Annotated in this window: 30 protein-coding genes and 1 pseudogene; 17 read left to right on the top strand and 14 right to left on the bottom strand. The window is 74.9% G+C overall.

What is annotated here, in order from left to right; all coding sequences use genetic code 11:
• Positions 1–15 precede the first annotated feature (15 nt).
• From ABD990_RS07670 to ABD990_RS07650, 5 genes are all read left to right on the top strand, one after another.
• Entirely contained in the window at positions 16–423 is a 408-nt protein-coding gene (locus ABD990_RS07670; RefSeq protein WP_345379337.1) for a hypothetical protein, read from the top strand.
• A gap of 1,136 nt (positions 424–1,559) precedes the next feature.
• The gene (locus ABD990_RS07665; RefSeq protein WP_345379335.1) at positions 1,560–1,991 is read left to right on the top strand and encodes an Hsp20/alpha crystallin family protein; all 432 of its coding nucleotides are present in this window, start codon (positions 1,560–1,562) and stop codon (positions 1,989–1,991) included.
• 125 nt (positions 1,992–2,116) lie between these two features.
• Positions 2,117–2,542, top strand: a complete 426-nt coding sequence (locus ABD990_RS07660) for a hypothetical protein (RefSeq protein ID WP_345379333.1) — start codon at positions 2,117–2,119, stop codon at positions 2,540–2,542.
• Between the two features lie 19 nt (positions 2,543–2,561).
• Positions 2,562–2,858, top strand: a complete 297-nt coding sequence (locus tag ABD990_RS07655) for a J domain-containing protein (RefSeq protein ID WP_345379332.1) — start codon at positions 2,562–2,564, stop codon at positions 2,856–2,858.
• 65 nt (positions 2,859–2,923) lie between these two features.
• Positions 2,924–3,355 carry a hypothetical protein gene (locus tag ABD990_RS07650; RefSeq protein WP_345379331.1) on the top strand — a complete coding sequence of 144 codons (432 nt, stop codon included), beginning with the start codon at positions 2,924–2,926 and terminating at the stop codon, positions 3,353–3,355.
• Between the two features lie 111 nt (positions 3,356–3,466).
• Here the strand turns inward: ABD990_RS07650 and ABD990_RS07645 are convergent, their stop codons facing one another.
• The gene (locus tag ABD990_RS07645) at positions 3,467–4,129 is read right to left on the bottom strand and encodes a GAF domain-containing protein (RefSeq protein WP_345379329.1); all 663 of its coding nucleotides are present in this window, start codon (positions 4,127–4,129) and stop codon (positions 3,467–3,469) included.
• 183 nt (positions 4,130–4,312) lie between these two features.
• Here ABD990_RS07645 and ABD990_RS07640 point away from each other — a divergent pair, with 183 nt between their 5' ends.
• The 3 genes from ABD990_RS07640 to ABD990_RS07630 are packed head-to-tail and all read left to right on the top strand — an operon-like array spanning position 4,313 to position 5,452.
• Entirely contained in the window at positions 4,313–4,597 is a 285-nt protein-coding gene (locus ABD990_RS07640; RefSeq protein WP_345379328.1) for a hypothetical protein, read from the top strand.
• Positions 4,590–4,865: an SH3-like domain-containing protein gene (locus ABD990_RS07635; RefSeq protein ID WP_345379326.1), complete on the top strand. Its 276-nt coding sequence runs from the start codon at positions 4,590–4,592 to the stop codon at positions 4,863–4,865. Before ABD990_RS07640 ends, ABD990_RS07635 begins: the two co-directional genes overlap by 8 nt.
• A complete protein-coding gene (locus ABD990_RS07630) occupies positions 4,862–5,452 on the top strand; it encodes a nitrile hydratase subunit alpha (protein WP_345379325.1) in 591 nt (196 codons plus the stop codon). Before ABD990_RS07635 ends, ABD990_RS07630 begins: the two co-directional genes overlap by 4 nt.
• Before the next feature lie 58 nt (positions 5,453–5,510).
• Here ABD990_RS07630 and ABD990_RS07625 read toward each other — a convergent pair.
• Positions 5,511–5,786, bottom strand: a pseudogene (locus ABD990_RS07625) (GNAT family N-acetyltransferase); the annotation flags it as partial.
• 149 nt (positions 5,787–5,935) lie between these two features.
• Here ABD990_RS07625 and ABD990_RS07620 point away from each other — a divergent pair.
• Entirely contained in the window at positions 5,936–6,154 is a 219-nt protein-coding gene (locus ABD990_RS07620; protein WP_345379324.1) for a hypothetical protein, read from the top strand.
• A gap of 9 nt (positions 6,155–6,163) precedes the next feature.
• Here the strand turns inward: ABD990_RS07620 and ABD990_RS07615 are convergent, their stop codons facing one another.
• On the bottom strand, positions 6,164–7,957 hold the full coding sequence (locus ABD990_RS07615; RefSeq protein ID WP_345379323.1) for a thiamine pyrophosphate-requiring protein: 1,794 nt from the start codon (positions 7,955–7,957) through the stop codon (positions 6,164–6,166).
• Positions 7,958–8,092: 135 nt separating this feature from the next.
• The gene (locus tag ABD990_RS07610) at positions 8,093–9,085 is read right to left on the bottom strand and encodes a LysR family transcriptional regulator (protein ID WP_345379322.1); all 993 of its coding nucleotides are present in this window, start codon (positions 9,083–9,085) and stop codon (positions 8,093–8,095) included.
• A gap of 111 nt (positions 9,086–9,196) precedes the next feature.
• Here ABD990_RS07610 and ABD990_RS07605 point away from each other — a divergent pair, with 111 nt between their 5' ends.
• Both ABD990_RS07605 and ABD990_RS07600 read left to right on the top strand, forming a co-directional pair.
• Positions 9,197–11,008: an FAD-dependent oxidoreductase gene (locus tag ABD990_RS07605; protein ID WP_345379320.1), complete on the top strand. Its 1,812-nt coding sequence runs from the start codon at positions 9,197–9,199 to the stop codon at positions 11,006–11,008.
• Between the two features lie 13 nt (positions 11,009–11,021).
• Positions 11,022–12,929: a maleylacetate reductase and hydroxyquinol 1,2-dioxygenase domain-containing protein gene (locus ABD990_RS07600; RefSeq protein ID WP_345379318.1), complete on the top strand. Its 1,908-nt coding sequence runs from the start codon at positions 11,022–11,024 to the stop codon at positions 12,927–12,929.
• Here ABD990_RS07600 and ABD990_RS07595 read toward each other — a convergent pair whose 3' ends face one another.
• Positions 12,930–13,385, bottom strand: a complete 456-nt coding sequence (locus tag ABD990_RS07595) for a MarR family winged helix-turn-helix transcriptional regulator (protein WP_345379317.1) — start codon at positions 13,383–13,385, stop codon at positions 12,930–12,932.
• Between the two features lie 82 nt (positions 13,386–13,467).
• Between ABD990_RS07595 and ABD990_RS07590 the strand changes: the two genes are divergently transcribed.
• The 3 genes from ABD990_RS07590 to ABD990_RS07580 all read left to right on the top strand — a co-directional run bounded on the left by ABD990_RS07590 (position 13,468) and on the right by ABD990_RS07580 (position 16,342).
• Entirely contained in the window at positions 13,468–14,595 is a 1,128-nt protein-coding gene (locus ABD990_RS07590) for an LLM class flavin-dependent oxidoreductase (protein ID WP_345379316.1), read from the top strand.
• A 2-nt stretch (positions 14,596–14,597) separates the two neighbouring features.
• Positions 14,598–15,215, top strand: coding sequence for an FMN reductase (locus ABD990_RS07585; RefSeq protein WP_345379315.1), 618 nt, complete (start codon positions 14,598–14,600; stop codon positions 15,213–15,215).
• 359 nt (positions 15,216–15,574) lie between these two features.
• Positions 15,575–16,342 (top strand): hypothetical protein, encoded by a 768-nt coding sequence (locus ABD990_RS07580; RefSeq protein WP_345379314.1) that lies wholly within the window; start codon positions 15,575–15,577, stop codon positions 16,340–16,342.
• A gap of 22 nt (positions 16,343–16,364) precedes the next feature.
• On the opposite strand, the gene ABD990_RS07575 is transcribed toward ABD990_RS07580, so the two are convergent.
• Both ABD990_RS07575 and ABD990_RS07570 read right to left on the bottom strand, forming a co-directional pair.
• The gene (locus ABD990_RS07575) at positions 16,365–16,781 is read right to left on the bottom strand and encodes an AAA family ATPase (protein ID WP_345379313.1); all 417 of its coding nucleotides are present in this window, start codon (positions 16,779–16,781) and stop codon (positions 16,365–16,367) included.
• 49 nt (positions 16,782–16,830) lie between these two features.
• Positions 16,831–17,124 carry a 2TM domain-containing protein gene (locus ABD990_RS07570; protein WP_345379312.1) on the bottom strand — a complete coding sequence of 98 codons (294 nt, stop codon included), beginning with the start codon at positions 17,122–17,124 and terminating at the stop codon, positions 16,831–16,833.
• A gap of 328 nt (positions 17,125–17,452) precedes the next feature.
• Between ABD990_RS07570 and ABD990_RS07565 the strand changes: the two genes are divergently transcribed.
• Positions 17,453–18,016 (top strand): hypothetical protein, encoded by a 564-nt coding sequence (locus ABD990_RS07565; RefSeq protein WP_345379311.1) that lies wholly within the window; start codon positions 17,453–17,455, stop codon positions 18,014–18,016.
• A 25-nt stretch (positions 18,017–18,041) separates the two neighbouring features.
• On the top strand, positions 18,042–20,975 hold the full coding sequence (locus tag ABD990_RS07560) for an FtsW/RodA/SpoVE family cell cycle protein (protein ID WP_345379310.1): 2,934 nt from the start codon (positions 18,042–18,044) through the stop codon (positions 20,973–20,975).
• Between the two features lie 34 nt (positions 20,976–21,009).
• Here ABD990_RS07560 and ABD990_RS07555 read toward each other — a convergent pair whose 3' ends face one another.
• The 6 genes from ABD990_RS07555 to ABD990_RS07530 all read right to left on the bottom strand — a co-directional run bounded on the left by ABD990_RS07555 (position 21,010) and on the right by ABD990_RS07530 (position 25,259).
• On the bottom strand, positions 21,010–21,996 hold the full coding sequence (locus ABD990_RS07555) for a rod shape-determining protein (RefSeq protein ID WP_345379309.1): 987 nt from the start codon (positions 21,994–21,996) through the stop codon (positions 21,010–21,012).
• Positions 21,997–22,102: 106 nt separating this feature from the next.
• Positions 22,103–22,900 carry a universal stress protein gene (locus ABD990_RS07550; protein ID WP_345379308.1) on the bottom strand — a complete coding sequence of 266 codons (798 nt, stop codon included), beginning with the start codon at positions 22,898–22,900 and terminating at the stop codon, positions 22,103–22,105.
• Between the two features lie 192 nt (positions 22,901–23,092).
• The gene (locus tag ABD990_RS07545; protein WP_345379307.1) at positions 23,093–23,449 is read right to left on the bottom strand and encodes a dsRBD fold-containing protein; all 357 of its coding nucleotides are present in this window, start codon (positions 23,447–23,449) and stop codon (positions 23,093–23,095) included.
• Positions 23,450–23,869: 420 nt separating this feature from the next.
• Positions 23,870–24,592, bottom strand: coding sequence for a GAF and ANTAR domain-containing protein (locus tag ABD990_RS07540; RefSeq protein WP_345379306.1), 723 nt, complete (start codon positions 24,590–24,592; stop codon positions 23,870–23,872).
• Complete coding sequence (locus ABD990_RS07535; RefSeq protein ID WP_345379305.1) at positions 24,589–24,969, bottom strand: CBS domain-containing protein; 381 nt, start codon at positions 24,967–24,969, stop codon at positions 24,589–24,591. Before ABD990_RS07535 ends, ABD990_RS07540 begins: the two co-directional genes overlap by 4 nt.
• Positions 24,970–25,070: 101 nt before the next feature.
• The gene (locus ABD990_RS07530) at positions 25,071–25,259 is read right to left on the bottom strand and encodes a DUF1918 domain-containing protein (protein ID WP_345379304.1); all 189 of its coding nucleotides are present in this window, start codon (positions 25,257–25,259) and stop codon (positions 25,071–25,073) included.
• A 284-nt stretch (positions 25,260–25,543) separates the two neighbouring features.
• On the opposite strand from ABD990_RS07530, the gene ABD990_RS07525 reads away from it, so the two are divergent.
• Positions 25,544–25,846, top strand: a complete 303-nt coding sequence (locus ABD990_RS07525) for a hypothetical protein (RefSeq protein WP_345379302.1) — start codon at positions 25,544–25,546, stop codon at positions 25,844–25,846.
• 43 nt (positions 25,847–25,889) lie between these two features.
• On the opposite strand, the gene ABD990_RS07520 is transcribed toward ABD990_RS07525, so the two are convergent.
• Complete coding sequence (locus ABD990_RS07520) at positions 25,890–26,744, bottom strand: universal stress protein (RefSeq protein WP_345379301.1); 855 nt, start codon at positions 26,742–26,744, stop codon at positions 25,890–25,892.
• Between the last annotated feature and the right edge of the window lie 7 nt (positions 26,745–26,751).

The following is a 26,751-nucleotide window of genomic DNA, read 5'->3' as shown; positions in this document are numbered from 1 at the left end:
CGCCGCCGGATCTTCGTGGAGGACGCCATCGCGATCGCGGAGGGCGAGGAGTCAAGCGACCCGCGCTCCCTGGACGCGAAGGCCGTGGTGGGTTACCAGCGGGCGATGACGTACGTCGTCAGCCTCGCCGACGATCCGCACTTCGGGTTCAGCCCCGACCTCATCCGAAGCCTTCATTTCATGATGACCGAGTACGAGCTGGCGGCCTGCCCGGCCGGTGGCGGCCGGGGCCGGTCTGGGTGCGTGACGAGTCGAGTGGCGACGAGGCCGAATCAGACCACAATGGACAAGCCTCGACTACTCAAAGTGACGAACGCCGTGCGTGACAATGATCAAGGCCGTCATTCCATGACCTGTAAGCGGAACTGTAAACATCGACCCCTGAGACGGGCTGAGTCGCACGAGACGACTCAGGTCGGTTGAGCGTGTCTCTGCAGATCAGAGCGTTGTGTCCGAGATGGACGGAGACCCGGAAAACGCATAAGATCAACTTCACACCGAAGAGGTCACTGGTTCGATCCCAGTATCGCCCACTCACCGAAGGCCCTGGTCAGGGCTCCGAACAGGAGCCATGGACCAGGGCCTTCGTCGTTCCCGATGAGGCGACCGGGCGCCGAGGCTGTCCGCTGCGGTGCCGACAGGGTCCGTGAGTCCGGCCAGAAAGCCATCTGAAGCTTCCACTTGACACAACCTCAAGCCATTGGTATAGATATTAGCAAGTGCGCGGTACATGACCTGGTGTCGACGATGACGTTGCCGGGGAGTGAATCGACGATGCCGAAGAGCAGCCACGCGACAGTGACCAGCGAGTTCGTCGATCTGGTCTGCGCGGACCAGGCCTGGCTGCGCGCCGAGTTCGACGCGATCATGGCCGCGAACTTCGGAAGCCTGCCCCCGCGCTTCCCCCCGCCGCCTTTCCCCAGGCCGCGACCGGCCGCCCCAGCGCGGCGTCGAGCGGAGCGCCGAGCCGCTGTCCTCGAGACCGGTGCTGCCCGGTCGTCGGAGGTGGTACGGGCGGTGCGGGGTGGAGGTCGGCAGCGCTCCCCTCCGCTGCCCGACGCTGCTCCGTGCGCAGCGGACCACGGAGATCAGACCTACGGAGATCAGGAGAACGCAGCGCGACGTGGAAGGCAGGTGATGTGGCGTAGACGCGTCTGTCCTGTGCCGTCCGGTGGCCGCTCACCGGCGGGGTACCTGGGTCTCGTACACGTCCGAGGAGTCCAGCGGCGGAGATCTGCCGCGGCCCCGGCCCCTGCGTCTCGCTGACGCATCCCTTGTGGTGACCCGCTCCGGAGGGCGTCCCCAGGGCACTTCGCAGGCGCGACCTCGAAGCACCTGAGCGATGACCCGACACGTGATCGACGGATGGACGAATGGCCCGTCCCGGCCCCGCCGCGCAGCAGCGGCGGGGCCGGGCCCGGAAGAACCAGCCGTCTCGAGGACCTGGAAGAGGAATCGTCACTCACCGGTACCAGGTCTGCGGCACGACCGAGTCGCCTCGGCCCACGGTCCGCCGAAGGCGACTCGTGAAGAACCACGCAGAGAAGGAGGCGCATGTGATGTTGATGAGGACCGACCCGTTCCGGGAGTTGGACCGGCTGACCCAGCAGCTCTTCGGGGTCAACGGCACCGCGACGCGCCCGGCGTTGATGCCGATGGACGCCTACCGGTTCGGCAACGAGTACGTGGTGCAGTTCGACCTGCCGGGTGTCGCGCCGGACTCGATCGAGCTGGACGTCGAGCGCAACGTGCTCACGGTCAAGGCCGAACGCACCCCCGGCTACGGCGAAGGCGCCGAGGTCCAGGTGTCCGAGCGGCCCCGCGGGGTGTTCTCACGGCAGCTCTTCCTGGGTGACACCCTCGACGCGGACAACATCACCGCACACTACGACGCCGGTGTGCTGACGCTGCGGGTGCCGATCGCCGAGCAGGCCAAGCCCCGCAAGATCGCCATCAGCGGCGGAAGCGACGCCACGCAGATCAACGCCTGAGCACCTCGGGCGAGACTGAGCGGGCCTGACCCCGCCCGGGCGGATACACCGCCCGGGGCGGGGTCACGCTCGCGCACCTCCCCTGCAGCGGACGAGCGGGCTGAACGAGACGAGAGGGCAGAACGTTGGGCAGCAGCAGCCGACGAGGGCCGGGCGCGATCGCGACCACGCTGTCCGCTGCGGTCCGGGACGTTCGACGTGCGGTGCGCGCCGCCGCTGAGCCGGCCCAGCCGGCTGCGTTGGCCCTGCTGCGCGATACCGGCTGGCAGCTCACCCAACTGACCGGTGAGTTGACCGATCTGGCCACGCTGCTCGCGGAACGCACCAGCCGCCACCTCGAACATGCCGAGCACGTACGCCACGCCGACGGCGAGCCAGGCATCCCGCAGCTGGCCCGTGCCTGCCGAGACCTCGCCGGCCTGCGGCAGGCACTCGACACCGCCCACACCGCGGCGCGTGACTACTACACCGCAATCAGCCAGCTCAGCCCGGCCACACCTACCGGGCAGCCGCACCGGACACCGGACAGCGATGAACACCGGACAGCCTGACCCGCCCGACCCACACACCGTGCTCGGGCTCGGTCGCAGCGCCACCGCCGCGGAGATCACTGCTGCCTACCGCCGCGCCGTGCGGGACTGCCACCCCGATGCGCCGCACCCCGACCGCGACCGGCTCGCCGCCGTGATCGCCGCCTATCGGCGCTTGCGCGACCAGCACGCCCAGCAGGCCGCCGAACAACAGCGCCGCCCGGAGCGCCGCCCCGCCGGCGGCTGCGACATCCCGGTGCGGGTTCGCCCGCACACCCCACCGCCCACGCCAGATCTGCGTGTCGGCCCCGTCCGCCACCATCCCGACCCGCGTTGAGCAGAACCGCTCGAGTCCGGGCTCGAGGTCTTCCCCACGACGCCAGTTCTTCCGATACTCGGCGGATGCGGGACCTGAGTCCACTGGAGCGCCGCGCCGCGGCGCTGGACGCTCGCGAGGAGGCGATCCGAGACCGCATCGCTCAGATCGAGGGCGTGCTGGCCGAACTCCGGACCAGGCTGAACGGCACCGGGACCCGGCCGGTCGCACCGTCGGAGCTGCCGGCCCAGCGATGCCTCGACGACGCCGAGCGCCGTCGACGGGTCGCAGCCCTTCACGCGATCGAGGCCCTCACGTACGCGGCTCGGGCGCATCGGCGGGCGGCGGAACGCCACCAGCTGTGCGCGGACCGGGGCGGGCCGGCCGCGTCGATGCATCAGGAGAAGGCCGAGCACCACAACCGGGCGGCTCGGGCGGACGAGCAGCACGCGCGAGAACTGAGCATCCAGGAAGAGCGACATTCCGTCGTCCACGGACACCCGACGACGGACTCCTGAGGTGCACCGGCAGCCTGGGCCGAGAGGTGTCGGCGCCGACGGAGTCGCTGAGCGGCGCTGCCCGTAGGGCTGCGAACCAGGTACATCGACACAGCGCACGCAGGCTCGGGCTCAGGTGGGACGCGCCTCCCGGTTCGGCGCGCCGCCCGTGGAGCTGTGCGGCAGCACGCCGCCGAGGGCCAGCGCGGCGCTGCGGGCGATGAGCGCTGCCTTGCCCGAGGTAGGTCGGGGACCGGGGTGGTGGAAGGACAGGACGCCGAGGACCGTACCGTCCGAGGCCGGTAGCGGATAGGACTGGACCGCTCGCGAGCCGGCGGCAAGGAGCGTGTCCCGGGTGGACTGCCGTGCGAAGATCGGGCTGGTCCCGACGTCGTCGACCAGGACGGGCCCGCCGGACGTGAACGCTGTCGTGCACGCGGTCGGATGCCTGATGTCCAGCAGGCCGAACGAGGCGAGGAAGTCGCTCGCGAAGCCGCGTTGGGCCACTATCCGCAGCGCTTCGGCAGGTTGGTCGTACAGCAGCAGGTCGACGGATGTGGCGTCGCTGAAAGTGGCGGTGGCGTCCAGGATCGCCCGGTACAGCGTCGGCAGGTCCGCCACGGCCAGGAAGTCGGGAGCGAGGAAGCCGATGGCGTGTCGGTCGGCGCGGGCGGCCCGCAGCAGGACGTTGCGGGTCATGCGCAGCTCCGCGTCGATGATGCGTTGCTGGGACTCCGCCAGGATCCGCGTCGCGTTCCGCGTGGCACGGTCGCGGGAGGCGACGAGCTTCTCCACGGGTGACGGAGTCGAATCGTCCGGCTGCCTCTGCATCACCTCATGGTCGTCCCGTCCCCGCGTCCCGCCAAGCTCGCTCTGTCAGCTCCTACTCCATGAGGTCCAACCGAGTTGCTCCTGCGCAGTAGGACAGGCCTGCTCGCCGGGCTGACCGGCCGGGAGGTTCTGCGGTAGGAAGGGCCGGTGAGCCGCATCAACGACGTCGGCGGGATGAGCGGGTTCCCGCCGATCGTCGAGGAGCCCGACGAACCGCGCTTCCACGCCGACTGGGAGGCGCACGTGTTCGCGCTCAACGGCGCCCTGATCCGGCGGGGGGTCTACAACCTCGACGAGTTCCGCGACGCGCAGGAGCGGCTGCCGGTGCGGGAGTACCTGGCCGCCTCCTACTACGAGCGTTGGTTCGCCGCGATCCGCATGCTGCTGGCGGAGAAGGGCGTCGCGACCGCCGAGGAGCTCGCACATGGCTGACCGGTTCGCGCCGGGCGACCGGGTGCGCACCCGGTCGGTCGACGTCGGGGGCCACACCCGGTTGCCGGGCTATGCCCGTGGTGCGGTCGGCACCGTGGTGGAGCGGGCGGGCCGGCACCCGCTCGCCGACGAGCGGGCCCGCGGCCGGGACACCGAGCCGCACCCCGTGTACCACGTCCGCTTCGCGGCGGCGGAGCTGTTCGGCGCCGGTGACCACACCGTCGTCGTGGAGCTGTGGGAGGACTACCTGGTGGAGGAGCGGGCATGAGCGCGGAGCACGCGAGCTCGACGATCTCGGCCGAGGTCCGGCACGTCGAGTCGCTGCTGGAGACACGCGGTCTGCTGGAACCCGGGGAGATCGATGCCCGCATCGACGAGTTCCTCGCCGGGGGGAGCCCGGCCAACGGAGCCCGGATCGTGGCGCGCGCGTGGACCGATCCGGGGTTCACGGAGCGCCTGCTGGCCGACGCCAACGCCGCGATCCGCGAGCTGGGCCTGTCCATGGCGGGCGGGATCCAGGAGCAGCGGCTCAAGGTGGTCGCGAACGGCCCTGCGGAGCACCACGTCGTGGTCTGCACGCTGTGCTCCTGCTACCCGATCGCGCTGCTCGGGCCCTCGCCGAGCTGGTACAAGAGCGAGGCCTACCGCTCCCGGGTGGTGCGCGATCCGCGGGCCGTGCTGCGCGAGTTCGGTCTGGTGCTGCCGGACTCGGTGGCGATCTCGGTGTGGGACGCGAGCGCGGAGTCCCGGTACATGGTCCTGCCCCGCAGGCCGGACGGCGCCGACGGGCTCTCCGAGGAGCAGCTCGCCGGGCTCGTCACACGGAAGGGCCTGATCGGCACCGCCGCGGTCTGAGCTCCGATCCCGGGTAGCCATCCGGCGCGGTGTCGGGCCGCGCGGCGGCCCGGTGGGGTCACTTGGGGTCGGTGGCGCGGCGGCGCTCGAGGAAAACGGTGTCCCGCCAGACGCCGTGGTGCCGGCCGATGCGTTCGCGCAGACCGAGGGTTCGGTAGCCGGCCGTCTGGTGGAGGGCGATCGAGGCCCGGTTCTCGGGGAAGATCGCGGTCTGCAGGGTCCACGGTCCGGCCTCGTCGGCGGCGGTGACCTGCTTGTGGATCAGGGCCGTGCCGACGCCGCGCCCGCGCATGCCCTCGGCGACGTAGATCGAGCTCTCGGCGACCCCGGCGTAGACCGGGTCACTGCCGCCGCCGGCCGGGCCCGCCGAGGCGTGACGGAAGTGGGCTCGGCGGCCGCCGTCCGTCGGTGCCGTCGGTCAGCGGCCGCTCACAAGTCGGCCCCTCCGAATCGAGGCGATCTCGGCACCCGTACGGTGTCTCGGTGCAACTGACGGTGACCAGGCGGACCGGCGACCGCGAGTGGACGTGGACCGTGGTCGACGAGGACGGCTTCGTCGTGTCCGGGACCGCGAACAGCCGTCGCCGGGCGCAGGACATCATCGCCTGGGTGCAGACGGAGATGCGCTTCCCGCCCATGCTGCGGCCTCCGTCGGAGACCCCTCGGCATCTGACCTTCAAGCTCCCGCTGGTCGAGGACTGAGCCGGGGACTCAGGCCGGCCCGCCCTCCTGCCGGGCCTGCTCCTCGAGGAGGTGCAGGGCGCGTTCGCCGTCCGGCCCGTCCTGGGCCAGGCCCTGGCGCATCGTGTCGAGCTTCTGCCGCCCGGCGGGGAAGGGCGGCAGCAGCGGAACCTCGGCGTCGACGACGGCCTCCACCAGGGCGGGGCGGTCGGCCTTGAGGGCGGTGTCCCAGGCCGCGCCGACGTCCGCGGGGTCGTCGACGCGGATGCCGTGCAGCCCGAGCAGCTCGGCGTACCGGGCGTAGGGGAACTCCGGCAGCCGCTGACTGTCGTCGAAGCGCGGGTCGCCCTCCATCTCGCGCTGCTCCCAGGTCACCTCCGCCAGGTCCCGGTTGTGCAGCACGCAGACGACGAACCGCGGGTCGGCCCAGTCCGCCCAGCGGGCCGCGACGGTGATCAGCTCGGCCAGTCCGTTCATCTGCATCGCGCCGTCGCCGGCCAGCGCGACGACCGGCCGGTCCGGGGCGGCCAGCTTCGCCGCGATGCCGTACGGGAGGGCCGAGCCCATGCTCGCGAGCGTCGAGGACAGGTGGGCCTGCACGCCCGGCGGCAGGAGGAGGTGCCGGGCGTACCAGTAGGTGACGGAGCCGACGTCGACGCCGACCTGTGCGTCGACGGGCAGCCGGGGGCTGAGCTCGCGGACGACGAGCTCGGGGTTGAGCGGCCGGGCGGGCAGGGCCGCCCGTTCTGCGGCGAGGTCGCGCCACCGGCACACGGCGTCCACGACCTGGGTGTGCCAGGCGTCGTCGGCCCGCTCGTCGAGCAGGGGGAGCAGGGCGTCCAGGGTCTCCGCCGCGTCGCCCGGCAACCCGACGTCGACCGGGTAGCGGTTGCCGAGGTTGCGGGTGTCGACGTCGATCTGCACGGTGCGCGCCTGCCCGGGCGGCGGGTAGTACTCGGTCCACGGGTCGTTCGAGCCGACGATCAGCAGCGTGTCGCAGTTCTCCAGCACGAAGGCGCTCGCGCTGGTGCCCAGGTGCCCCATGGCCCCGGCGGCGACGGGGGACCGCTCGTCCACCCAGGGCTTGCCCAGCAGGCTGGTGGTGATTCCCGCGCCGAGCCGGTCGGCCACGGCCCTCACCTGCTCCGTGGCGTAGCGGGCGCCCTGGCCGACCAGCAGGGCGACCTTCGACCCGGCGTTCAGCACCTCGGCGGCGGCGCGCAGGTCGTCGTCGTGCGGGCGCACGCGGGGGCGGCGCCACTCCGGCGCGCTGACGATCACCCCGTGCTCCTGCGGAAGGCCCTCGGGTAGCGGCAGCCGCTGCACGTCGTGCGGGAGGACGACGGCGCACGGCGCGCGGGAGGCCAGCGCGGTGCGGAAGGCCCGGTCGAGCACCATCTGCGCCTGCTCCGGGGCGGTCACCGTCTGCACGTAGCGGGTCGCGTCGCTGAAGAGCGTCTGCAGGTCGATGCCCTGCTGGTAGGCCGACCCCAGCACCGTGCGCTCCTGCTGGCCGACGATCGCGACCAGGGGCACGCCGTCGAGCTTCGCGTCGTACAGGCCGTTGATGAGGTGGACCGCGCCCGGGCCCTGGGTGGACATCACGACGCCCACGCCGCCGGTGTACTTCGCGTGCCCGACCGCCATCAGCGCCGCGGTCTCCTCGTGCCGGGCCTGCACGAACGCGGGGTTCCCGCCGGCGCGCCGCATCGCCCCGAGCACGGTGTTGATCCCGTCCCCGGAGTGGCCGAACACGCGCTCGACGCCCCACGTGCGCAGACGCTCGACGACGAGGTCCGCGACCAGTTGCTGGTCCTCACCCATGGAGTCCTCCCCCGACCCGTCGCCTCCCGTGGCCGCCGATCGTCCGGGGGACGTACCCGGCCCCTCGCGCTCCATGCGCGCACCGGTTCCTCGCGGGGTCGTCGGTGGGGGCGTCGCGGGATCGTGCCGGCATCCTCACCAGTGCGCGGCGCCCAGGCCGTGCCGCGCGTGGGAGGGGCCGAGCACGTCGGGCTCCGGGGTGGACAGGGCGGCGCGGAGGAAGCGGCGCAGGACGGGGGAGTCCTCGTCGGGCCGCCAGCACACGGCGGTCTCGACGACCGGGGTGTGCTGCCGCGGCGGGCGCGCGACCAGCCCGCTCCACACCATCGACGTGTACTGCGCGGGCAGGAGCGTGACGCCCGCCCCGGCCTCGACCAGCGCCATCGCCTGCACGATCGACCCGGCCTCGACCACCCCGTCCCGACCGCCCGTGCCGCCCGTGCCGCCCGTGCCGCCCGTGCCGGCGATGGCCCACGCCGCGCGGACGTGCCCGGCGAATCCCTCACCGGCGGCCTCGGCGACCACCACGCGGGCCCCGTGCACCCGGGCGAGGTCGACACGGTCCGCGGCGGCCTCGGCGTGGGTCTCGGGCAGGACCGCGACCAGCGGCTCCCGGGCGACGACCGCCACCTCCAGGCCGCGGGCGCGGGCCCGCGGGTGCCGGGCGCGGCCCGGTTCGCCGGGTTCGAGGTGGAGGAGGCCCACGTGGGCGTCCCGGCGGTGCACCCGGTCGACCACCTCCGCGTCCGTGCCCTCGGTGACGGTCAGCTCGACGTCGGCGCCGAGCGCGGCCACGGCCGCGAGGTGCGGCAACAGCCGGGGTGCCACGGTGTGTCCGACGACGACGCCGAACCGGCCCCGGGTGCCGAGCCCGACCGTGCGGACCTCCTCGGCCGCCGCGGCCACGTCGGCGAGCACCCGGCGGGCGCGCTCCACGAGCACCCGCCCCGCGGCCGTGAGGTCCACCCCGCGCCCGTGCCGGACCAGCAGCTCCACGCCGAGCTCGCGCTCCAGGGTCCGCAGCCGGACGGTCAGCGGCGGCTGCGTCATGTGCAGGCGGGCCGCGGCCCGGCTGATCGAGCCCTCCTCGGCGACGGCCACGACGCACTCCAGCGCCCGCAGATCCATAGGCGCAGCGTATATCCGTACCTCGTCTTCGATATTGGACGTATGGCCGCGGGTCTTCCCATACTCGGTCCATCCCGGACGCACCTTGAGCGCACTCAGAGACGAGGCGGCGTGAGCGAGAACGCAGAGTGGAATTCCGCGACGGACCCCGCGACGGACCCCGCGACGGACACGGGGACGGTCCTGACGACGGACGTGCTGGTCATCGGCAGCGGACCGGCCGGGGCGTCGGCGGCGCTGTTCCTGGCCACCTACGGCGTGGACCACGTCGTGATCACGAAGTACCGGTGGACGGCGAACACCCCGCGGGCGCACATCACCAACCAGCGGACCGTCGAGATCCTGCGCGACATGGGGATCGAGGACGACGTGAAGGCGCAGGGCACGCCGTCGGCGCTGATGGGGGACACGGTGTTCTGCACCGGTCTCGCCGGCGACGAGATCGGACGGGTGCGGACGTGGGGTACGCACCCGGCCCGCCGCGCCGACTACACACTGGCCAGCCCGTCCGACAACTGCGACCTGCCGCAGACGCTGCTGGAGCCGATCCTGATCGGGCACGCGGCCGAGCGGGGCAGCCGGATCCGGTTCGACACCGAGTACCTCGGCCTCGAGCAGGACGCCGACGGTGTGACGGTGACCGTGCGGGACCGGCTCTCCGGCCACAGCTACCCGATCAGGGCGAAGTACGTGATCGGCGCCGACGGGGGCCGCAGCCAGGTCGCCCGCGACATCGGCCTGCCCTTCGAGGGGCGGATGGACATCGCCGGGAGCATGAACATCGTCTTCCACGCCGACCTGTCCCGCTACGTGGAGCACCGGCCGAGCGTCCTGTACTGGGTGCTGCAGCCCGGCTCGGACATCGGCGGGATCGGGATGGGCCTGGTCCGCATGGTGCGGCCGTGGGACGAGTGGCTGATCGTGTGGGGCTACGACATCGCGCAGCCCCCGCCGGAGGTCGACGACGCGATGGCGACCAAGATCGTCCACGACCTGGTCGGCGACGACACGATCCCGGTGACCATCCGCTCCACCTCGTTGTGGGGCAACAACAAGATGTACGCCACGCGCTACCGCGCCGGCCGGGTCCTCTGCGCCGGCGACGCCGTGCACCGGCACCCGCCGTCGAACGGGCTGGGCTCCAACACCTCCGTCCAGGACTCGTACAACCTGGCCTGGAAGCTGGCGCTGGTGCTCTCCGGCAAGGCCGGCGAGGAGCTGCTGGACAGCTACGACGCCGAGCGTGCGCCGGTCGGGAAGCAGATCGTGCTGCGCGCCAACAAGTCCATCGAGCAGTTCGGGCCGATCTTCGACGCGCTCGGGTTCACCGGCTCGGACGACCCGGCCGAGCAGGTCGCGGCCATGCGGGCCCGGGCCGAGGACACCCCGGAGGCCGCGGAGCAGCGGATCGCCCTGCGCAAGGCCCTGGAGCTGAAGGACTACGAGTTCAACGCGCACGGCGTGGAGCTCGGCCAGCGCTACCGCTCGGGCGCGGTGGTCGGCGACGGGACGCCCGAGCCGGAGTACGACCGCGACCCCGAGCTGTACTACCACCCGACCACCTGGCCCGGTGCCCGGCTGCCGCACTGCTGGCTCGGCCGGGACGGGCACAAGGTCAGCACGCACGACGTCACCGGCAAGGGCCGGTTCACCGTGTTGACCGGCATCTCCGGACGGGCGTGGGCCGACGCGGCGGCCGCCGCGGCCCGGTCCCTCGGCGTCGAGGTCGAGGCGCACGTGATCGGCCCGGGCCGGGAGTACACCGACCTGTACGACGACTGGGCCCGCCTGCGGGAGGTCTCCGAGTCCGGCTGCGTGCTCGTGCGGCCGGACGCCCACGTCGGCTGGCGGGCCCACGAGCTCCCGGCCGACCCGGAGAAGGAGCTCACGGACGCCCTGGCCACGCTCCTGGCCCGCGGCTGAGCGGAGGGACACCGTGGAGCAGTTCACCTACACCGCGCACCCGGCGCGGATCCTGTTCGGCCCGGGCACGCTCGAGCGGGTCGCCGACGAGGTGGCCCGGCTGGGCCGCTCACGCGCCCTGGTCCTGGCCGGGGAGCACGTGCGGGCGGCGGGCGACCGTGTCGAGAAGATCCTGGGACCGCTCGCGGCCGGCCGGTTCGACGGTGCGGCGATGCACACCCCCGTCGAGGTCACCGAGCAGGCGCTCGCGGTGCTGCGCGAGACCGGTGCGGACTGCGTGGTGGCCGTCGGCGGCGGCTCGACGACCGGGCTCGCCAAGGCGCTCGCCGTGCGGACGGGGGTGGACCAGGTCGTGCTGCCCACGACCTACGCGGGCTCGGAGGTCACGCCGGTGCTGGGCGAGACCGCGAACGGGGTCAAGACGACCCGGACCGACCCGGCGATCCTGCCCGAGACGGTGATCTACGACGTCGAGCTCTCGGCCGAGCTGCCCCGCGCGCTCGCCGTGACCAGCGCGGTCAACGCGCTCGCCCACGCCGTCGAGGCGCTCTACTCGCCCGACGCCAACCCGGTCGTCGACGGCATGGCGCTCGACGCGGTCCGCCACCTCGCGCGGGGTCTGCGCGCGCTCGACTCCGGGCAGGGCCGCGCCGACCTGCTTCGCGGCGCCTGGCTGGCCGGCACGTGCCTCGGCGCGGTCGGGATGGGCCTGCACCACAAGCTCTGCCACACCCTCGGCGGCAGCTTCGGCCTGCCGCACGCGCCGACCCACACCGTGGTGCTGCCGCACGCCATGGCCTACAACGCCGCCGCGGCGCCCGGGGCGATGCGCCGGGTCGCGGAGGCGCTCGGCGCGGCGGACGCGCCCACCGCGGTGTTCGACCTGATCGTCGAGGCGGGCGGGCCGACGTCGTTGGGCGAGCTCGGGCTCGCCGAGGGGGACCTGGACCGGGCGGTCGAGCTCGCCGTGGCGAAGCCCTACCCGAACCCCGCCCCGCTGACGCGGGAGGGGCTCGCCGGGTTGCTGCGGCGGGCCTGGGCGGGCGAGCAGCCGGCCGCCGCGGCGACCGCCACGCTCGACCGGCTCACCGCGCAGGTCGTGGCCACCTTCGCCGGCACCGCGGACCCGCGGCTGCGCGCACTGCTCACCGACCTGGTGCCACGCCTGCACGCCTTCGCCGTGGACAACGACCTCACCCAGGACGAGTGGCAGCGGGGGATCGACTTCCTCACCCGCACCGGGCAGCTCTGCAGCGACACCCGGCAGGAGTTCGTGCTGCTCTCGGACACCCTCGGGCTGTCGAGCGTGGTCGACGTGCTGGACAACTCGCGCACGCCGGACACCACGCCGTCGGCCGTCCTCGGGCCCTTCTACGTGGAGGGACCGCCCGAGCTGCCGCAGGGTGCGGACGTCTCCGCCGGGCTGCCGGGCACCCCGCTCCACGTCGACGTGACGGTCACCGACACCGGTGACCGACCGGTGGCCGGCGCCGTCGTGGACGTGTGGCAGTCGAACGAGGACGGGTTCTACGACGTCCAGCTGCCGGACCTGGACGGGCCGGTGCTGCGCGGCCGGCTGCGGACGGACGCGGAGGGCCGGCTGCGGTTCCGCTCGATCCTCCCCTCCGAGTACCCGATCCCGGACGACGGGCCGGTCGGGGCGATGCTCCGGGCGACCGGCCGGCATCCCTACCGGGCCCCGCACCTGCACTTCATGATCGCGGCGCCGGGCCACCGGCGACTGGTCACGCAGCTGTTCGTGCGCGGCGGGAGGTACCTGGATTCCGACGCGGTCTTCGGGGTGAAGGAGGACCTGGTCGTGGACTTCGTGCCCCGCACCGGGCCGATGCCGGACGGCACGCCGGTGGAGGGGGAGTGGCGGGAGCTGCGCTACACCTTTCGCATCGCGGAGGCGGAGTAGTCAGCCCGCGGCGCGGATCCGGCCGAGCACGGTCTCCGCGATGCCGGCCAGGGCGTCGACCTGGCCGGCGTCCAGCCCGTCGAACATCAGCTCCCGCACCGCCTCGACGTGGGCCGGGGCGGCGTCCTCGATCGCGCGCCGCCCCTCGCGGGTCAGGGCGACGAAGGCGCCGCGGGCGTCGTCGGCGCACTCCTGCCGCTCGACCAGCCCGCGCTTCTGCATCCGGGACAGGTGGTGGGAGAGGCGGCTCTTCTCCCACTGGAGCGCCTCCGCCAGCTCGAGGACCCGCACCCGGTCGTCCTCGCGGTCGGTCAGCGCGACGAGGACGTCGAAGTCCGCGTAGGACAGGCCGGAGTCCGCCTGCAGCCGCCGGTGCAGGCGGGCCTGCAGCTGCGCCTGCATCGCCAGGTAGCTGCGCCACGCGCGCTGCTCCCGCTCGTCGAGCCATCTCGTCACGGGGACCACGGTACCGGAATAGTTGACACATCATCTAGGTTGGGCCACGGTAGATGACACATCAACCAACGAGGTGAAGGTCATGCAGTTCGGAGTGTTCTCCGTCAGCGACGTCACGACCGACCCGACCACCGGGCGCACGCCGTCCGAGGCGGAGCGGATCAAGGCGGTCGTCGCGATCGCGAAGAAGGCCGAGGAGGTGGGCCTGGACGTCTTCGCCCTGGGCGAGCACCACAACCCGCCCTTCTTCTCCTCGTCGCCGACCACGACCCTCGGCTACATCGCGGGCCAGACCGAGCGCCTGCAGCTGTCGACGGCCACCACGCTGATCACCACGAACGACCCGGTGAAGATCGCCGAGGACTTCGCGATGCTGCAGCACCTCGCGGGCGGCCGGGTGGACCTCATGATGGGCCGCGGCAACACCGGGCCCGTCTACCCCTGGTTCGGCAAGGACATCCGGGACGGCATCCCGCTGGCGATCGAGAACTACGCGCTGCTGCGCCGGCTGTGGGACGAGGACGTGGTCGACTGGGAGGGCCGGTTCCGCACCCCGCTGCGCGGCTTCACCTCGACGCCGCGGCCGCTCGACGGCGTCGCGCCGTTCGTGTGGCACGGCTCGATCCGCAGCCCGGAGATCGCGGAGCAGGCCGCCTACTACGGCGACGGCTTCTTCCACAACCACATCTTCTGGCCGGCCGAGCACACGAAGCGGATGGTGGAGTTCTACCGCCGCCGGTTCGAGCACTACGGCCACGGTGCCGCCGACCAGGCGATCGTCGGGCTGGGCGGGCAGGTGTTCATGCGGAGGAACTCCCAGGACGCCGTGGCCGAGTTCCGGCCGTACTTCGACAACGCCCCGGTGTACGGGCACGGGCCGTCGCTCGAGGACTTCAGCCGCGAGACCCCACTCACCGTGGGCAGCCCGCAGCAGGTCGTCGAACGGACCCTCGGCTTCCGTGACTACGTCGGTGACTACCAGCGCCAGCTGTTCCTCGTCGACCACGCGGGGCTGCCGCTCAAGACCGTGCTCGCGCAGCTCGACATCCTCGGCGAGGAGGTCGTGCCGGTGCTGCGCAAGGAGTTCGCCGCGCTCAAGCCCGCGCACGTCCCCGACGCCCCCACCCACGAGTCGTTGGTCGCCGCCCATGGCGCCACGGACTCGACCGTGTACGCCCCCGCGGACGCGGTGACCGGACAGGTGGCCTGATCATGGAGGAGCGCAGGATCGCCGTGGTGAGCGCGGGACTGTCCGTCCCGTCGTCCACCCGGCTGCTGGCCGACCGCCTGGCCGGGGCGACCGTGGCGGCGCTGCGCCGCCGCGGCGTCGAGGCCGGGGTGGAGGTCGTCGAGCTGCGCGAGCACGCCCGGGACCTCGCCGACGACCTGGTCACCGGCTTCGCGAACGCCGACCTGCGGCCGGCGCTGGAGACGGTGACCGGGGCGGACGGGATCATCGCGGTCACGCCGATCTTCTCGGCGTCGTACAGCGGGTTGTTCAAGACCTTCTTCGACGTCGTCGACAAGGACGCGCTGACCGGGAAGCCCGTGCTCGTGGGGGCGACGGCCGGCACCGCCCGGCACTCGCTCGCGCTCGAGCACGCCCTGCGTCCGCTGTTCGCCCACCTGCGCGCCGTCGTCGCGCCGACCGCGGTGTTCGCGGCGGCGGAGGACTGGGGCGGTTCCGGTGAGGCGAGCCACGGCCTCGCCGCGCGGATCGACCGGGCGGCCGAGGAGCTGGCCGAGCTGGTCGCCGCACGCCCGGCGGCGCGGGCGGTCGACCCTTTCGCCGACGCGCCGTCCTTCGAGGCGCTGCTGGGCGGCGTCTGACCCCGTCCGACCCCGCCGCGGAGGCCCCGTCCGGACCGGACGGGGCCTCCGGCGTTCCCGGGGGATGTGCGGTGTCATCCGGGGGTGGGAGCATCGGCGGTCCGCGTGCACGAGGGGGTGTGCCATGACAGGCGACGCGGAGTCGGCCTCGGGCCCAGCACCGCCGACGTGGTCGGGGTGGAGGGGCTGGCGCCGGGGGAGTGAGGTCCGGTAAGCGAGGCCTGGTTCGGTTCGGTTCGGCGCGGTCGGACGAGGACGACGGCGGATCGGGCGATCTGCGAAAACCGCTTCCCGCGGATGCCCCGGGCCCCCACGATGGCTGGCGGGACGCCGGCCGCCGCGGCGTCGAGGGGGGCATCGTGGACCCGACCGTGACCTTCTACCAGACCTTGAGCGGCACGAGCTTCACGCTGCTCGGGCTCTGGTTCGGCGTCATGCAGTTCGCGCACGGCAACTGGCGCTCGGATCCCGACCGGCACGCGGCGACGCTGCACCTCGCGCTGAAGTTCTTCCTGCCCGGGGTGCTCGGACTCGCCTCGATGCTGGGCACCGCGGGGGACGGCGGGATCGTCTGGCGTACCACGTTCGCGATCGGCGGGGTGATCGGGGTGCTCGAGTCGCTCCGCTACCTCCTGCGCACCGGCCGGGCCCGCGTGCCCGGCCGGCGGCTCGCCGTGGTTGACCCGCTGCTGTACGCCCTGCTCGTCGTGGCCGCGTTCGTCCGCCCCGACACGCTGCCGATCACCCCGTTGCAGACCGAGGGCATCGTCACGGGGCTGCTGTTCGTCACCGGACTGTGCGGTGTGTGGCTGGCGTTCGCCGAGCGGGCGCAGGCTTCCACGTCGACCGAGACGTCCGAGCCCTCGCTCCACCCGGCGGGCGTCGCAGCGCCCGGCCCGGCTGGTCCACCGGTCAGCGCAGGCCCGCCGGTTCCCGGCGGGCCGCCGGTCACCCCAGGCCCTCCGGTCACCGCCGGTCCACCCGTCCCCACCGGGCGGCCGGTCCCGCACCTCGGTCCGGGCGGCCCGCCCCTGCCCCGCCCCGCACCCCGGCCCGAGCCCGGACCCGAACAGCTGCGGCCCTTCCCGCCCCGCATCGCGGGTGACGAGGATCCCCGCCGGGGCTGAGAACCCGGTGGACGATCGACGGTCATCCGCCCACGACGTCCACGCGGTCGAAACCCTCGGCGATCGAGGGCGGGACGAGCCGGGCCCGGGTCGACAGCACGCCCACCAGCGGCACCCGCGCCCGCCCCTCCCGCCGGTCGTTGCGCTCGAGGCAGAGCTCCAGCGGCGCGACCAGGTACACCGCGCGCACGTGCGCCCCGTGGGCGCGGGCGGCCGCGAGCAGGGGCTCCCGGTCCTCCGGGGAGGGGTTCGTGTTGTCGACGACGACGTCCCGGCCGGCGCCCAGCAGCTCCGCGACCACCCGGCGCTGCCGCTGCTCGCGGCGCCTTGCGTTGGGCCAGTGGTCCTTGCTGACCACGGCGTGGGTCGCGGCGAGGTGCTCGCGCACCCAGGTGGTCTTGCCCGCGCCCTGCAGGCCGACCATCACCACCAGCTCCACGCCGCCCGCGTACCCGGCGGATACTGGGCCCGATCGCGGGACGACGACCTCAGCGCCGCATGCGGTCCATCTCGTTGCGGATCCGCCGCTCGCTGACCGGGCCCCGGAAGGCGTCCCAGCCGTTGGCGACCAGCCCGATGCCCCAGAAGACGACGGGGAACACCGGCCAGAAGAACGGCGCGCCGGTCCACGCCCACACCAGCACGAGCATGGCGTTGACCACCAGGTACACGGTCAGGTGCACCCAGAAGCCGTTCTTCTTCTCGATCCGCTTCACGGCCTCGTCCCGCAGCTGGTCCTCACCGGTGCTGCCCGTGCCGGTCCCGTGCTCGTCGACGCTCATCGTGACCCCTCGTGGCTCGTCGTCGCCCCCTGTCGAGGCACCAGGGTCGCGCCGGCCGTGCCGTCGGGTGGAGTGCCGGAGGGCCCGCGCGGGGTCCGCCGAGGGCCCGCGTCCGCCGGACCTCAGGCCTTGAGCCGGTCCTCGAATCGGCCGAGCCGAGCCTGGTCCGTGCCCCGCCACCAGGGCCGATCGGCCCGGGAAGGACCCCTCCGGCCCAGGGACCCGGTGGACCCCGCGGGGCCGTCCGCCCCTGCCTCGGCCGGGCCTCCGTCCGGCACCGTGTTCGCGGGACGAGTCGGGCCGTGGCGGGGGCGAGGGGGGCTGCGGGGTGGTTCGGGCCGGGGGGTACGCGGGCGTCCGCGGGGGGCGGCGCCGCTGGTGGCTCTGGATCGCGTGGCCGCTGGCGGTGTCGGCGGTGCTGGCGATCGAGTGGGCGCTGCTGCACGAGCGCATCGAGGCGGACATCGCGCTGCTGCTCGCCAGCGGGCGGGACACCGCGGCCACGCCCGAGCCGACCAGGCCGCTACCGCCGTTGCCGGCCGCGCCCGCGCCGCCGACGGCCGGGACGGTCGACGGTGTGGACCTGCGGACCGTGCGAACCTGCGGGCCCGGGCAGGACTGCCTCGTCCGGATCCACGTGGGGCTGCGCCCCACGGCCGAGCCGCTGACGGTGGCCTGGGCCCTGCGGCTCGACGACCTGTGCGCCGGCACCGGGAGCACGCTCGTCGACGGGAGCGTGACCGTGCCCGCGGGCGGGGACCGCGCCGACGTCGTCGCGGCGGTCCGGGTGCCGGACACCGCCGCGACCGCCCTCACCGCCGTCACGGGCGGGCCGGGGGTCGCGGCCAGCCCGGCGGTCCGGGTCCCGCCGACGGGCGGGTGCACCCCGTGAGCGCCGACCGCGGGGGACGGTCCCGATGAGGCCCGGGAGGCGCCTGCGCCGGCTCCTGCGCGGCCGGCGCCGGATCTCCGCCTGGGCCGGCGAGCGGCCGTCCCGGGCGGAGCGCCCGCCGCGGCGCCCGCGCAACCGCGGGCTGGCCTTCGACGTCGTCGCGGTGCTGGCCACGCTCGTCCTGGTCGCCGCAGGGCTGGCGAACCTCGCCGTGGTCGAGGGCGCGGACACCGCGCTGCGGCAGGCGATCATCGCCGGGGGCGGGCTGGTCCTGCTGGCGCTGTTCTGGCGGGTCCGGGTCGGCCTGCTCGGGGCGCTCGGGGTCGCCTGCTACACCGCGGCCGTCGTGCTGCTCGCCGCGGTGCCGGTCGTGGGGCTGTCGGCGAACGGCGCCACCCGGTGGATCGCGTTCGGCGGGTTCACCTTCCAGCCCTCCGAGCTCGCGAAACTGGGCATGCTCCTGGTGATCGCAGGCGTCCTGGGATCGGGCCGGCCGGCGTGGCAGCGGTTCGTGGGCGCACTCGTCCTGGCGGCCGTGCCGATCGTGCTCACCGTGCTGCAGCCGGACCTGAGCACCACCACGCTGCTGGTGGTCGTCGCGGTCGCCCTGCTGGTCATCGGGCGGGTGCCGGCGCGGTTCGTGCTGCCCGTGTTCGCCGGGGCCGCCGTGGCGGCGCCGCTGGCCGTGGGGCTGTTGCGGCCCTACCAGGTGGAGCGGCTCGGCAGCTTCCTGGCGGGCGCGGCCGAGTCGCCGGCGGGCTCCGGATGGGCGGTCGCGCAGGCGCGGATCGCGCTGGCCTCCGGCGGCGCGTTCGGCCAGGCCGGGGACCCGCTGACGAACGTCCTGGAGCGCTACCTGCCCGAGCGTGACACCGACCTCGCCCCGGCCAGCCTCGTCCTGCAGTTCGGGCTCGTGGCGGGGGTGGCGGTGCTGCTGGCCGCCGTCGTCCTGGTGTGGCGCCTCGCGGTCGCGTCGCGCACCTCCCGCACCGCCCACGGAGCCCTGCTCGCGGGCGGGCTGGCCGTGCTGTTCGGCGCCGAGGTCGTGGTGTCCGTCGGGGGCAACCTCGGCCTGCTGCCGCTCGCCGGGGTGCCGTTCCCGCTGGTCAGCTACGGCGGCACCGCGGTGGTGGTGCACCTCGCGGCGATCGGCGTGGTGCTCGGCGTCCGGCGCGACGGGGCCCGCCGGGTGCTGTGGGCCGCGCCCGACCGGCTGCGCCCGCGGCTGGTCCGGGTCGCCGCGCTGGGCCTGACCGGGCTGCTGGTCACCTTCGGCGCCTTCGGCTGGCGCCTCGAGGCCGTCGAGGGGCCTGCGCTGGTGGCCGCGGGCCAGGAACAGATGACCCGGTGTGTCCGTCTGCCGGCGCCGCGCGGCGACATCACCGACCGCAACGGCACGATCATCGCCACCGACGCCGCGAGGACGGACGCCGGTACCGCGAAGGTCGAGGCGGTCCCGGCCCTGGTCCGGCCCGTCGAGGTCGACCGGATCGCGGAGATGCTGGGGCGGCCGGCCGCGGACGTGCGCGCCGCCCTCGACGCGGCGCCCGACACCACGTTGTCGCTCGAGCTGGCCGACCTGCCCCTCGCGCAGGCCCGGGCCTTCACCAGGTTCGCCGGGATGCGGGTCGAGGCCGGCCCGCGCCGCAGCTATCCCACGGGCGAGCTGCTCGGCCCGCTCCTGGGTTACACCGGGGTGGCGACCGAGGTCCAGGCGCGCCGTGACCCGACGCTGGCGCCCGGCGTCGTCGTCGGACGGGCGGGGCTGGAGGCGAGCTACGACGCGGTGCTGCGCGGCCTCGACGGCGAGCAGTGCTACTACGTCACCCCGTCCGGTGTCCCGACCGCCGTCGGGACCCGGCGTGACCCGGTCCCGGGCGCGGACCTGCGCACCGCCCTCGACCTGCCGCTGCAGCGCCGGCTGACCGACTCGGTCCGGGCCTCGCTCGCCGCCCAGCGGAACCCGCGCGCGGTCGGCGCGGCGGTCGCCATGGATCCGCGCAACGGCCAGGTCCTCGCGCTGGCGAGCCTGCCCTCCTACGACAACAACCTCTACGGCCCGCCGCTCGACGTGCAGGCGCTGCGGGCCGTCGAGGCGCGCCCGGGCCACCCGACGCTCGAGCACGCCAGCCAGGTCGCCCTGCCGCCCGGCTCGACGTTCAAGCTCGTCGTCGCGGCGGCGAACGTGGTCACGAACACGATCCCGCCGGCGTCGGTGATCCCCACCGGGGCGAGCTTCAGCCTCGGCGGCCACACCTTCGACAACTGGCGCCCGATGGGCCCGATGAACCTGCCGCAGGCCATCGCCTGGTCGAACGACGTGTACTTCTACCAGCTCGCCGCGCGGATGGGCCCGGGGCCGATCGTCGACGCCGCCCACGCCCTCGGCGTCGGGAGACCGACGGGCATCGACCTCCCGGGCGAGTCCGCGGGCTACCTCGGCACCCCGGAGACGATCGAGGCCGACGGCGGCCACTGGTACGGCGGCACGACCGTGATCCTCGGCATCGGCCAGGGCCCGCTGCAGGTCACGCCGCTGCAGAACGCCCGCTGGACCGCCGCGATCGCGACCGGTCAGCTGGTGACGCCGCGGGTGGGGCTCGCCGTCGGTACCCGGGAGACCGGGTTCACCGCCCTGCCGGTGCCCCCGCCCGTCCCGGTGCCCTTCGCCGCGGCGCTCGGCCCGGTCAAGGACGGCATGCGCGGCGCCGTGCGCGGGGGGACCGCGACGTCGCTCTCGACGCTTCCCCTGGACTCCGGTTCGAAGACCGGCACGGCCCAGGACGGCAGCCTGTCGGCTGAGGAGTACGACAACTGGAACTCCGTGGTCGCGCCGCTCGACGCGCCGACCGTCGTGATGACCGGCCTGGTCCAGGGGCCGGGCAAGGGCGGCAACAGCGCGAGCCGGATCGTCGTCGACGGGCTGCGGCAGTACCTGGACGCGCCGCCGGCCCCCTGACCGGGGCCGGCCGCGGCGTCCGGGAGCGAGCGGGTCAGCCGCGGGCGTAGGTCTCGAGCACGCCGGGCAGGGTGAAGGCGCGCGCGGCCCCCTCGGCCACGCAGGTCGACGGGTTCTCCGCCTGCTTGACGGGCAGCCCGAGGCCCGCCTCCAGCGCCGCCCGCAGCCCCCGGGTGGGGGAGGCGCCCCCGATCAGCATGACCCCGTCGGCGGCGAGGTCGTCGAGCGCGCGCGCGGGCAGGTCGTCCAGGCAGCCGATCAACGACGTCGCGAGCTCCGCCACCCGCGGCGCCACGACGCCGTGCAACTCGGCCGCGGGCAGGCGCAGGGTGCGGGGGCGGCCGTTGTCGCAGTCCCGCCCGACCACCGTGACCTCGGCGCCGTCCGGGGCCCCGCCGGCCCGGATCGTCAGCTCCTCGGCGGCGTCGCGGCCGAGGGAGAGGTGGTGCTGCTCGCGGACGTGCCGGCGCACCGCGGCCGCGATCGCGTCCCCGGCGACCCGCCGCGAGCGCACGGCGAGCACCTCGCCGTAGCACATCGCGACGATCTCGGCGGTGCCGGCGCCGACGTCCGCGACCATGTGCACCCGCCGGTCGAGCGGGTCGACGCCGCACCCGATCGCGCCGGCGACGGGGCCGGCGATGGCCAGCACGCGGACGATCCCGGCCTCCTCCGCGGCCTCGACCAGGGCCCGGCGTTCCAGGGGGCTGGCCCCGGCCGGAACGGTGAGCGCCGCGGACAGCCGGGTCCGCTGCCACGGCCGGGGGAGCACGTGGCGGACGACGGCGCGCAGGTAGCGGCGGGCCGTGTCGAGGTCGGTGATCACGCCGTCGCGCACCGGGCGGACGGCGTGCGCGCCAGAGGGGATCCGGTCGACGAGGTCCGCGGCCTCGCGGCCCACGCTCACGCCCCGGCCGTGCGGGCGGCCCAGCATGACCGACGGCTCGTCGTACTGGAACCCGCCCTCGGCGTCGTACAGCACCGTGGTGCCGGTGCCGACGTCCATGCCGATACGCCCCATGCTCCACCCCCAGCTACCGGCACGGTGCCCCCCGTGCCGCCCCCTGCCAGCCTGCCCCTCGCCGGCGCTCCCCGGCAGGGCCGAAGGACCGCTAGTCCGCCCGGCCCTACGCGTCGGCCGGTTCCGGCGCCGCCGCGGTCCGCACGACGACCACCGGGCACGGGCCCCGGTGGACCGCGAGCCGTGCCGGCTCGTCCCAGCGCCCGGTCCCGTCCGGCCTGCCCAGGACCAGCGCCGCGGCGCCGGCGGCGCGCTCCAGCACCTGCTCGACGAACGGCCCGCGCACGGCCGCCGTCTCCACCCGGACCTCGGGGAACCGGGCGACCCACGGCGCGAGCGCGGTGTCCAGCGCCGCGGCCGCGACGAGGTCGGCGTCGGCGTCGGCGGTCTCCGGGACCTCGACGACGAGCGGCACCCCGCGGCCCGCGGCGAGCGGGAAGGCGGCGGCGAGCAGCGGCGCGTCCCGCACGGGGTCGGCGACGGCGACCACGACCACCGACCGGTGCCGGCGGTGCGGTGCGCGCACGACCGCGACGGGGCAGCGGGCGCGGCCGATCAGGTCGAGGGCGACGGAGTCGTCGGCGGCCTCCGGCGGGTCGTCCCGCCCGCCCATGCCCACGACCAGCAGCGACGCGGCGCGGGCGGCCTCGAGCAGGGCGGGCCCGGGCGCCCAGTGCGAGACCCGGCGCAGCACCTCCACCTCGGGGGCGACGGCCAGGGCGCGGGCCGTGGCCCGGTCGAGCAGCGCCTGGGCGCGGTGCGTCGACTCGTCCGCCCGGACGGCGTGCACGAGCACGAGCGGGACGCCGAGCGCGCGGGCCTCGCCCACCGCGAACGCCACGGCGAGCAGGGAGGCGTTGCTGCCGTCGACACCGACCGCGACGGGCGATCCGGACAGGGTCACCGCTTCCGTCCTCCCAGCCGAACGTGTGCCGAGCGTGGGCCGGGGCGGGCGTTCCCCGTGAACGCCCGCCCCGGCGGGTCCACCCGTCCGCTCCCCAACGACGAGTGGTGACCGGCGCGGTGCCTTCACGCTGCCGGCGACGTCGATGGTGCCCCCCGGGCGGCGCCCGGTGCAGGGCCGAAAGTCCTTTTCTCAGTGCGGGATCGGCGTGTGGGACGCGTCCTCGACCTCGGCGTGGGCGACCTCGAGCATGTGCCGCGCGAGGTCCACCAGCGCCTGGGCCGCCGCGACCTCGTCGGCAACGCCGGGCACGTCGGAGTCGGGCGGGGCGAGCCGCGCCTGGCCCGTGCCGACCAGCCGGTCGGAGACGCGGTCGTGCAGGCGGGCGACCGCCCGCGTCACCCCGGACCCGGCCTCGAGGTCGACGATCACGGTCCAGCGCTTGCCCGTGGGGACCCCGGGGGGCCGCACCGGCACCGGGCCGGACCGGATCCGGTCCGCAGCCGTGAGGGCGTCCGACAGGGCGTGTGCGGGGGTCGGTTCGGTCATCGCGGTCCCTCCCGGCGTCGTGCGTCGAGGGTGCCCCCGCCGAGCGCGCGGCGGAAGGGGCCGACGGGTCCGGCCGCCGGATCGGCCGGGGCGGGCGGGCCGCCGGAGGGGTCCGGAGGTGAGGGGACCGGTGCGGGCCCGGCCGTGCGGCGGCGGCCGCGTCGACGGGCCCGCACCGGTGAACGGGTCGCCCACCCGGGGGCTGGGGGGTGTAGCGCGGGTGGGTGGCCCGAGTCCGTGAGGGGAGGACCGGGGCAGGGCGCGAGGCGAGGAACGGATCCCCGGACAGCGCGGATCGCGACGCCGACCACGGGGGAGGAGACCCGCGTCCGGGTCGTGCGCGCCGGCGGCGGTGGAGGCATGGGACCCGCTCGGAAGACCGGCTGCGCTGTGGGCTCAGGCGGACCGGATCGGAGCAGCCTACTCGTCCGCGGCCACCCTCGCATCCGCCGGGAGCCGACCGGTGTCGACGACGTCCAGGGCGACGTCGCGCAGCTTGCGGTGCATCCGCCGGGAGGCGGTCCGCAGCAGGTCGAACCCCTGCTCGCGGGTGACCAGGTGGCGCGCCATCAGGATGCCGATCGCGGTGCCGATGTCGCGGTTGGAGCGCAGCGCCTCGTCCAGCTCGGCGCACCGGCGGCGGTTGCGGGCGTCCGTCATCGCGAGGGCCGCGTGCGCGGCGAGGACCGTGCCGAGGGCGACGGCGTGGTCGTCGAAGGCCGCGGGGACGGCGGAGGAGAGGGTCAGGGCGCCCAGGACGTCGTCCTCGACGAACAGCCGGAAGCACAGCAGCCCGCGCACCCCGGCCTCGGCGACGGCGCGCCGGCTGAAGGCGGGCCACCGGGCGTCCGTGGCCAGGTCCGCGACCGCGCAGACGAACCGGTCGTGGATCACGCCGAGGCAGGGGCCCTCGCCGACCTCGTGCTGGATCTGGTCGACGAGGGTCGCCGCCACCCCCGACGACGCCACGGAGACCACCGCGCCGTGCCGGTCGACCAGCGAGATCCCCGCGTGGTCGCAGCCGGGCACGGTCGCCACCGCGTACAGCGTGACCCGCTCCTGCGCGTCCTCCGGGGTCGGTGCCGTCCGCAGCGCCCGCGCGAGCCGGGCGAAGCGCTCGGCGAGCTCGACCTCGCCGCTCACCGGGCGTCCCGGAGCACGCGCAGCAGGTCGGAGAACGTCACGATCCCGGCCACCCGGTCCCCGTCGAGCACCGGCACGACCCGTACGTCCGCCTCGCGCATGCGCTGCACCAGCCCGAGGAGGTCGCCGTCCGGCGTCGCGGTCGGCACGTCCGTGCGCACGAGCGGGCCGACGCCGGAGGGCGCCGGCCCGCGGCGGCCCTCCAGCCGGTCCGGGACGAGGTCCGCCTCGGTGAGCATCCCGACGAAGCGGTCCCGCTCGTCCACCACCGGCACCTCCGAGAGCCCGTGGGCGGCGAGCACCGCGGCCGCGTCGCGGACGGTGGACCCCAGCGCCACGACGAGCACCGGGTCGCTCATGACCTCGCGCACGCGCACCTGCGGAGCGTCCCGCCCCGACGGGCCCCTGGCCAGGGTCCGAAGCCCCGGAGCGGCCCGCCGGTGCACCCGCACCGGCGCCGCCACGGTGGCCCCGGTGGTCACCGGGCGGTGTCGACGTGGGCGTCCGGGCCGGGGAAGAAGACGGACTCGTGGCCGTCCTGCCAGCGGACCCGGTAGTGCTCGGTGTCGCCCTCGCCGCCGAGGACGGCGACGATCGTCCCCCGCCGCCGGGCGGTGTCGAGGGCGTTGGTCTCGATGACGATGCGGTCGCCGACGTGAGCCTGCACGGTGCCTCCCTGCACGCGGGTGGGCACACCAGGATCGCGCGTCGCCCGCCCGCGGACCAGGGTCCGGCGGGTCCCGGACACGATAGGGACTTCCGGCCCTGGTGCGCGGCGGCCGCGCGTACCAGGATGCCGTTCCGATGCACCGCGAGAACCGCGGTGATGCCCGCGTGTCCCGCGCTCCGTCGGAGCGACGCGACCGCCGCTCCGTGCCGATCGGCCCACCGGTCCGCCCGGCCTTTCACCACCCGCCCCGCCGCCCCGCGCGGCGCCCCACGAGGAGCCCGATGACCCTCACCGCGCTGCCCCTCACGTCGGCCCCCGTCCCGCCCGTCCGCGTCCCGTCGACCCGCGTGCCGGCCCCCCGCGTGCCGGTCGCGGAGTACGACGCGGTCTCGCCCGCGATCGCGCGGCTCGCCCGCGAGTTCGCCGGGAAGATGTCGCCGCGGGCGGTCGCGCGGGTCGTGCGGGCGTGCCGGGCGGACCTGTCCGGGGTGCCCGCGGGGGCCGTGCCGGAGCTGCTCGAGCGGCTCGCCCGCCAGCGCCTGCTCGACGTCCTCGCCGAGCGCGCGGAGCAGCCGGGGGCCTGACCCCCGGCCCGGGGCCGGCTCGCCCGGGCCCGCTCGCGCCCGGTCAGCCCTGCAGGCGCGCCGGGAGCGCGGTGGGCAGGGCCAGCATCTCGCGGCGCGGCGGCGCGGGCTCGGGCACGACGAGCACCGGGCAGCGCGCGGCGGCCAGGGCCTCGTCGCCCGGCGCGCCGGCCACGGCCCGCACGAGGGCACCGCGCCCGGAGCGCCCCACGACGAGCAGCTCCGCGTCGACCGAGAGCATCGTGAGCACCGCGGCCGCGTCGCCGTGCACCACGAGCGGGTGCAGCCGCAGGTCCGGGTAGCCGATCCGCCACGGCGAGAGCAGCTGGTCGAGCTCGCGGCGGGCGCCCTCCGCGCTCTCCGCCCCGCCGTCGTCGGATGCGCCCGCCCCGAACGGACCGGGCAGCATCCGGGCCAGCTCGCGCAGCCCCCGGGTTCGGGCCCGCCACGCCCGCACCGCGACCAGTTCGGCGTCGCGCTCGAGGGCCTCCTCGACCGCCGTGCGCAGCACCTCCTCGGGGGTCCACGGGGCGACCCCGACCACCACCCGGCCGCGGGCCGTCTCGTCGGCCGGCACGACGGCCGTCGGGCAGAAGGAGGTCGAGAGGACCGGGCCCGCCGCGGGGGCGGGCAGCGCGAGCAGGGCGGCGTCGGCGGTCAACGGGCGCAGCGCCCGCCCGAGCGGGTCGGGCAGCCGGTGCAGCCGGACCGGGAGGCGGGGGTACTCGCCGCGCAGCCGGCGCACCGCGCGGAGGCCGTCCGCCTGCGTCGCGACGAGCTGCAGCGGCAGGTCGCGCCGGCTGGCCTCGGCCGCGGCCCAGCGCTGGGCGGCGATGCCGGCCACGGTCCCGCCGTCGTCGACGACGAGGACCGGGCGCACGGGGGCGGCGACCGTCACGACCGGA

The organism is Pseudonocardia yuanmonensis, assembly GCF_039542425.1.
Lineage (GTDB): Bacteria > Actinomycetota > Actinomycetes > Mycobacteriales > Pseudonocardiaceae > Pseudonocardia > Pseudonocardia yuanmonensis.
The sequence above is the reverse complement of the archived record's forward strand: the minus strand, read 5'-3'. Positions and strand labels throughout refer to the sequence as shown.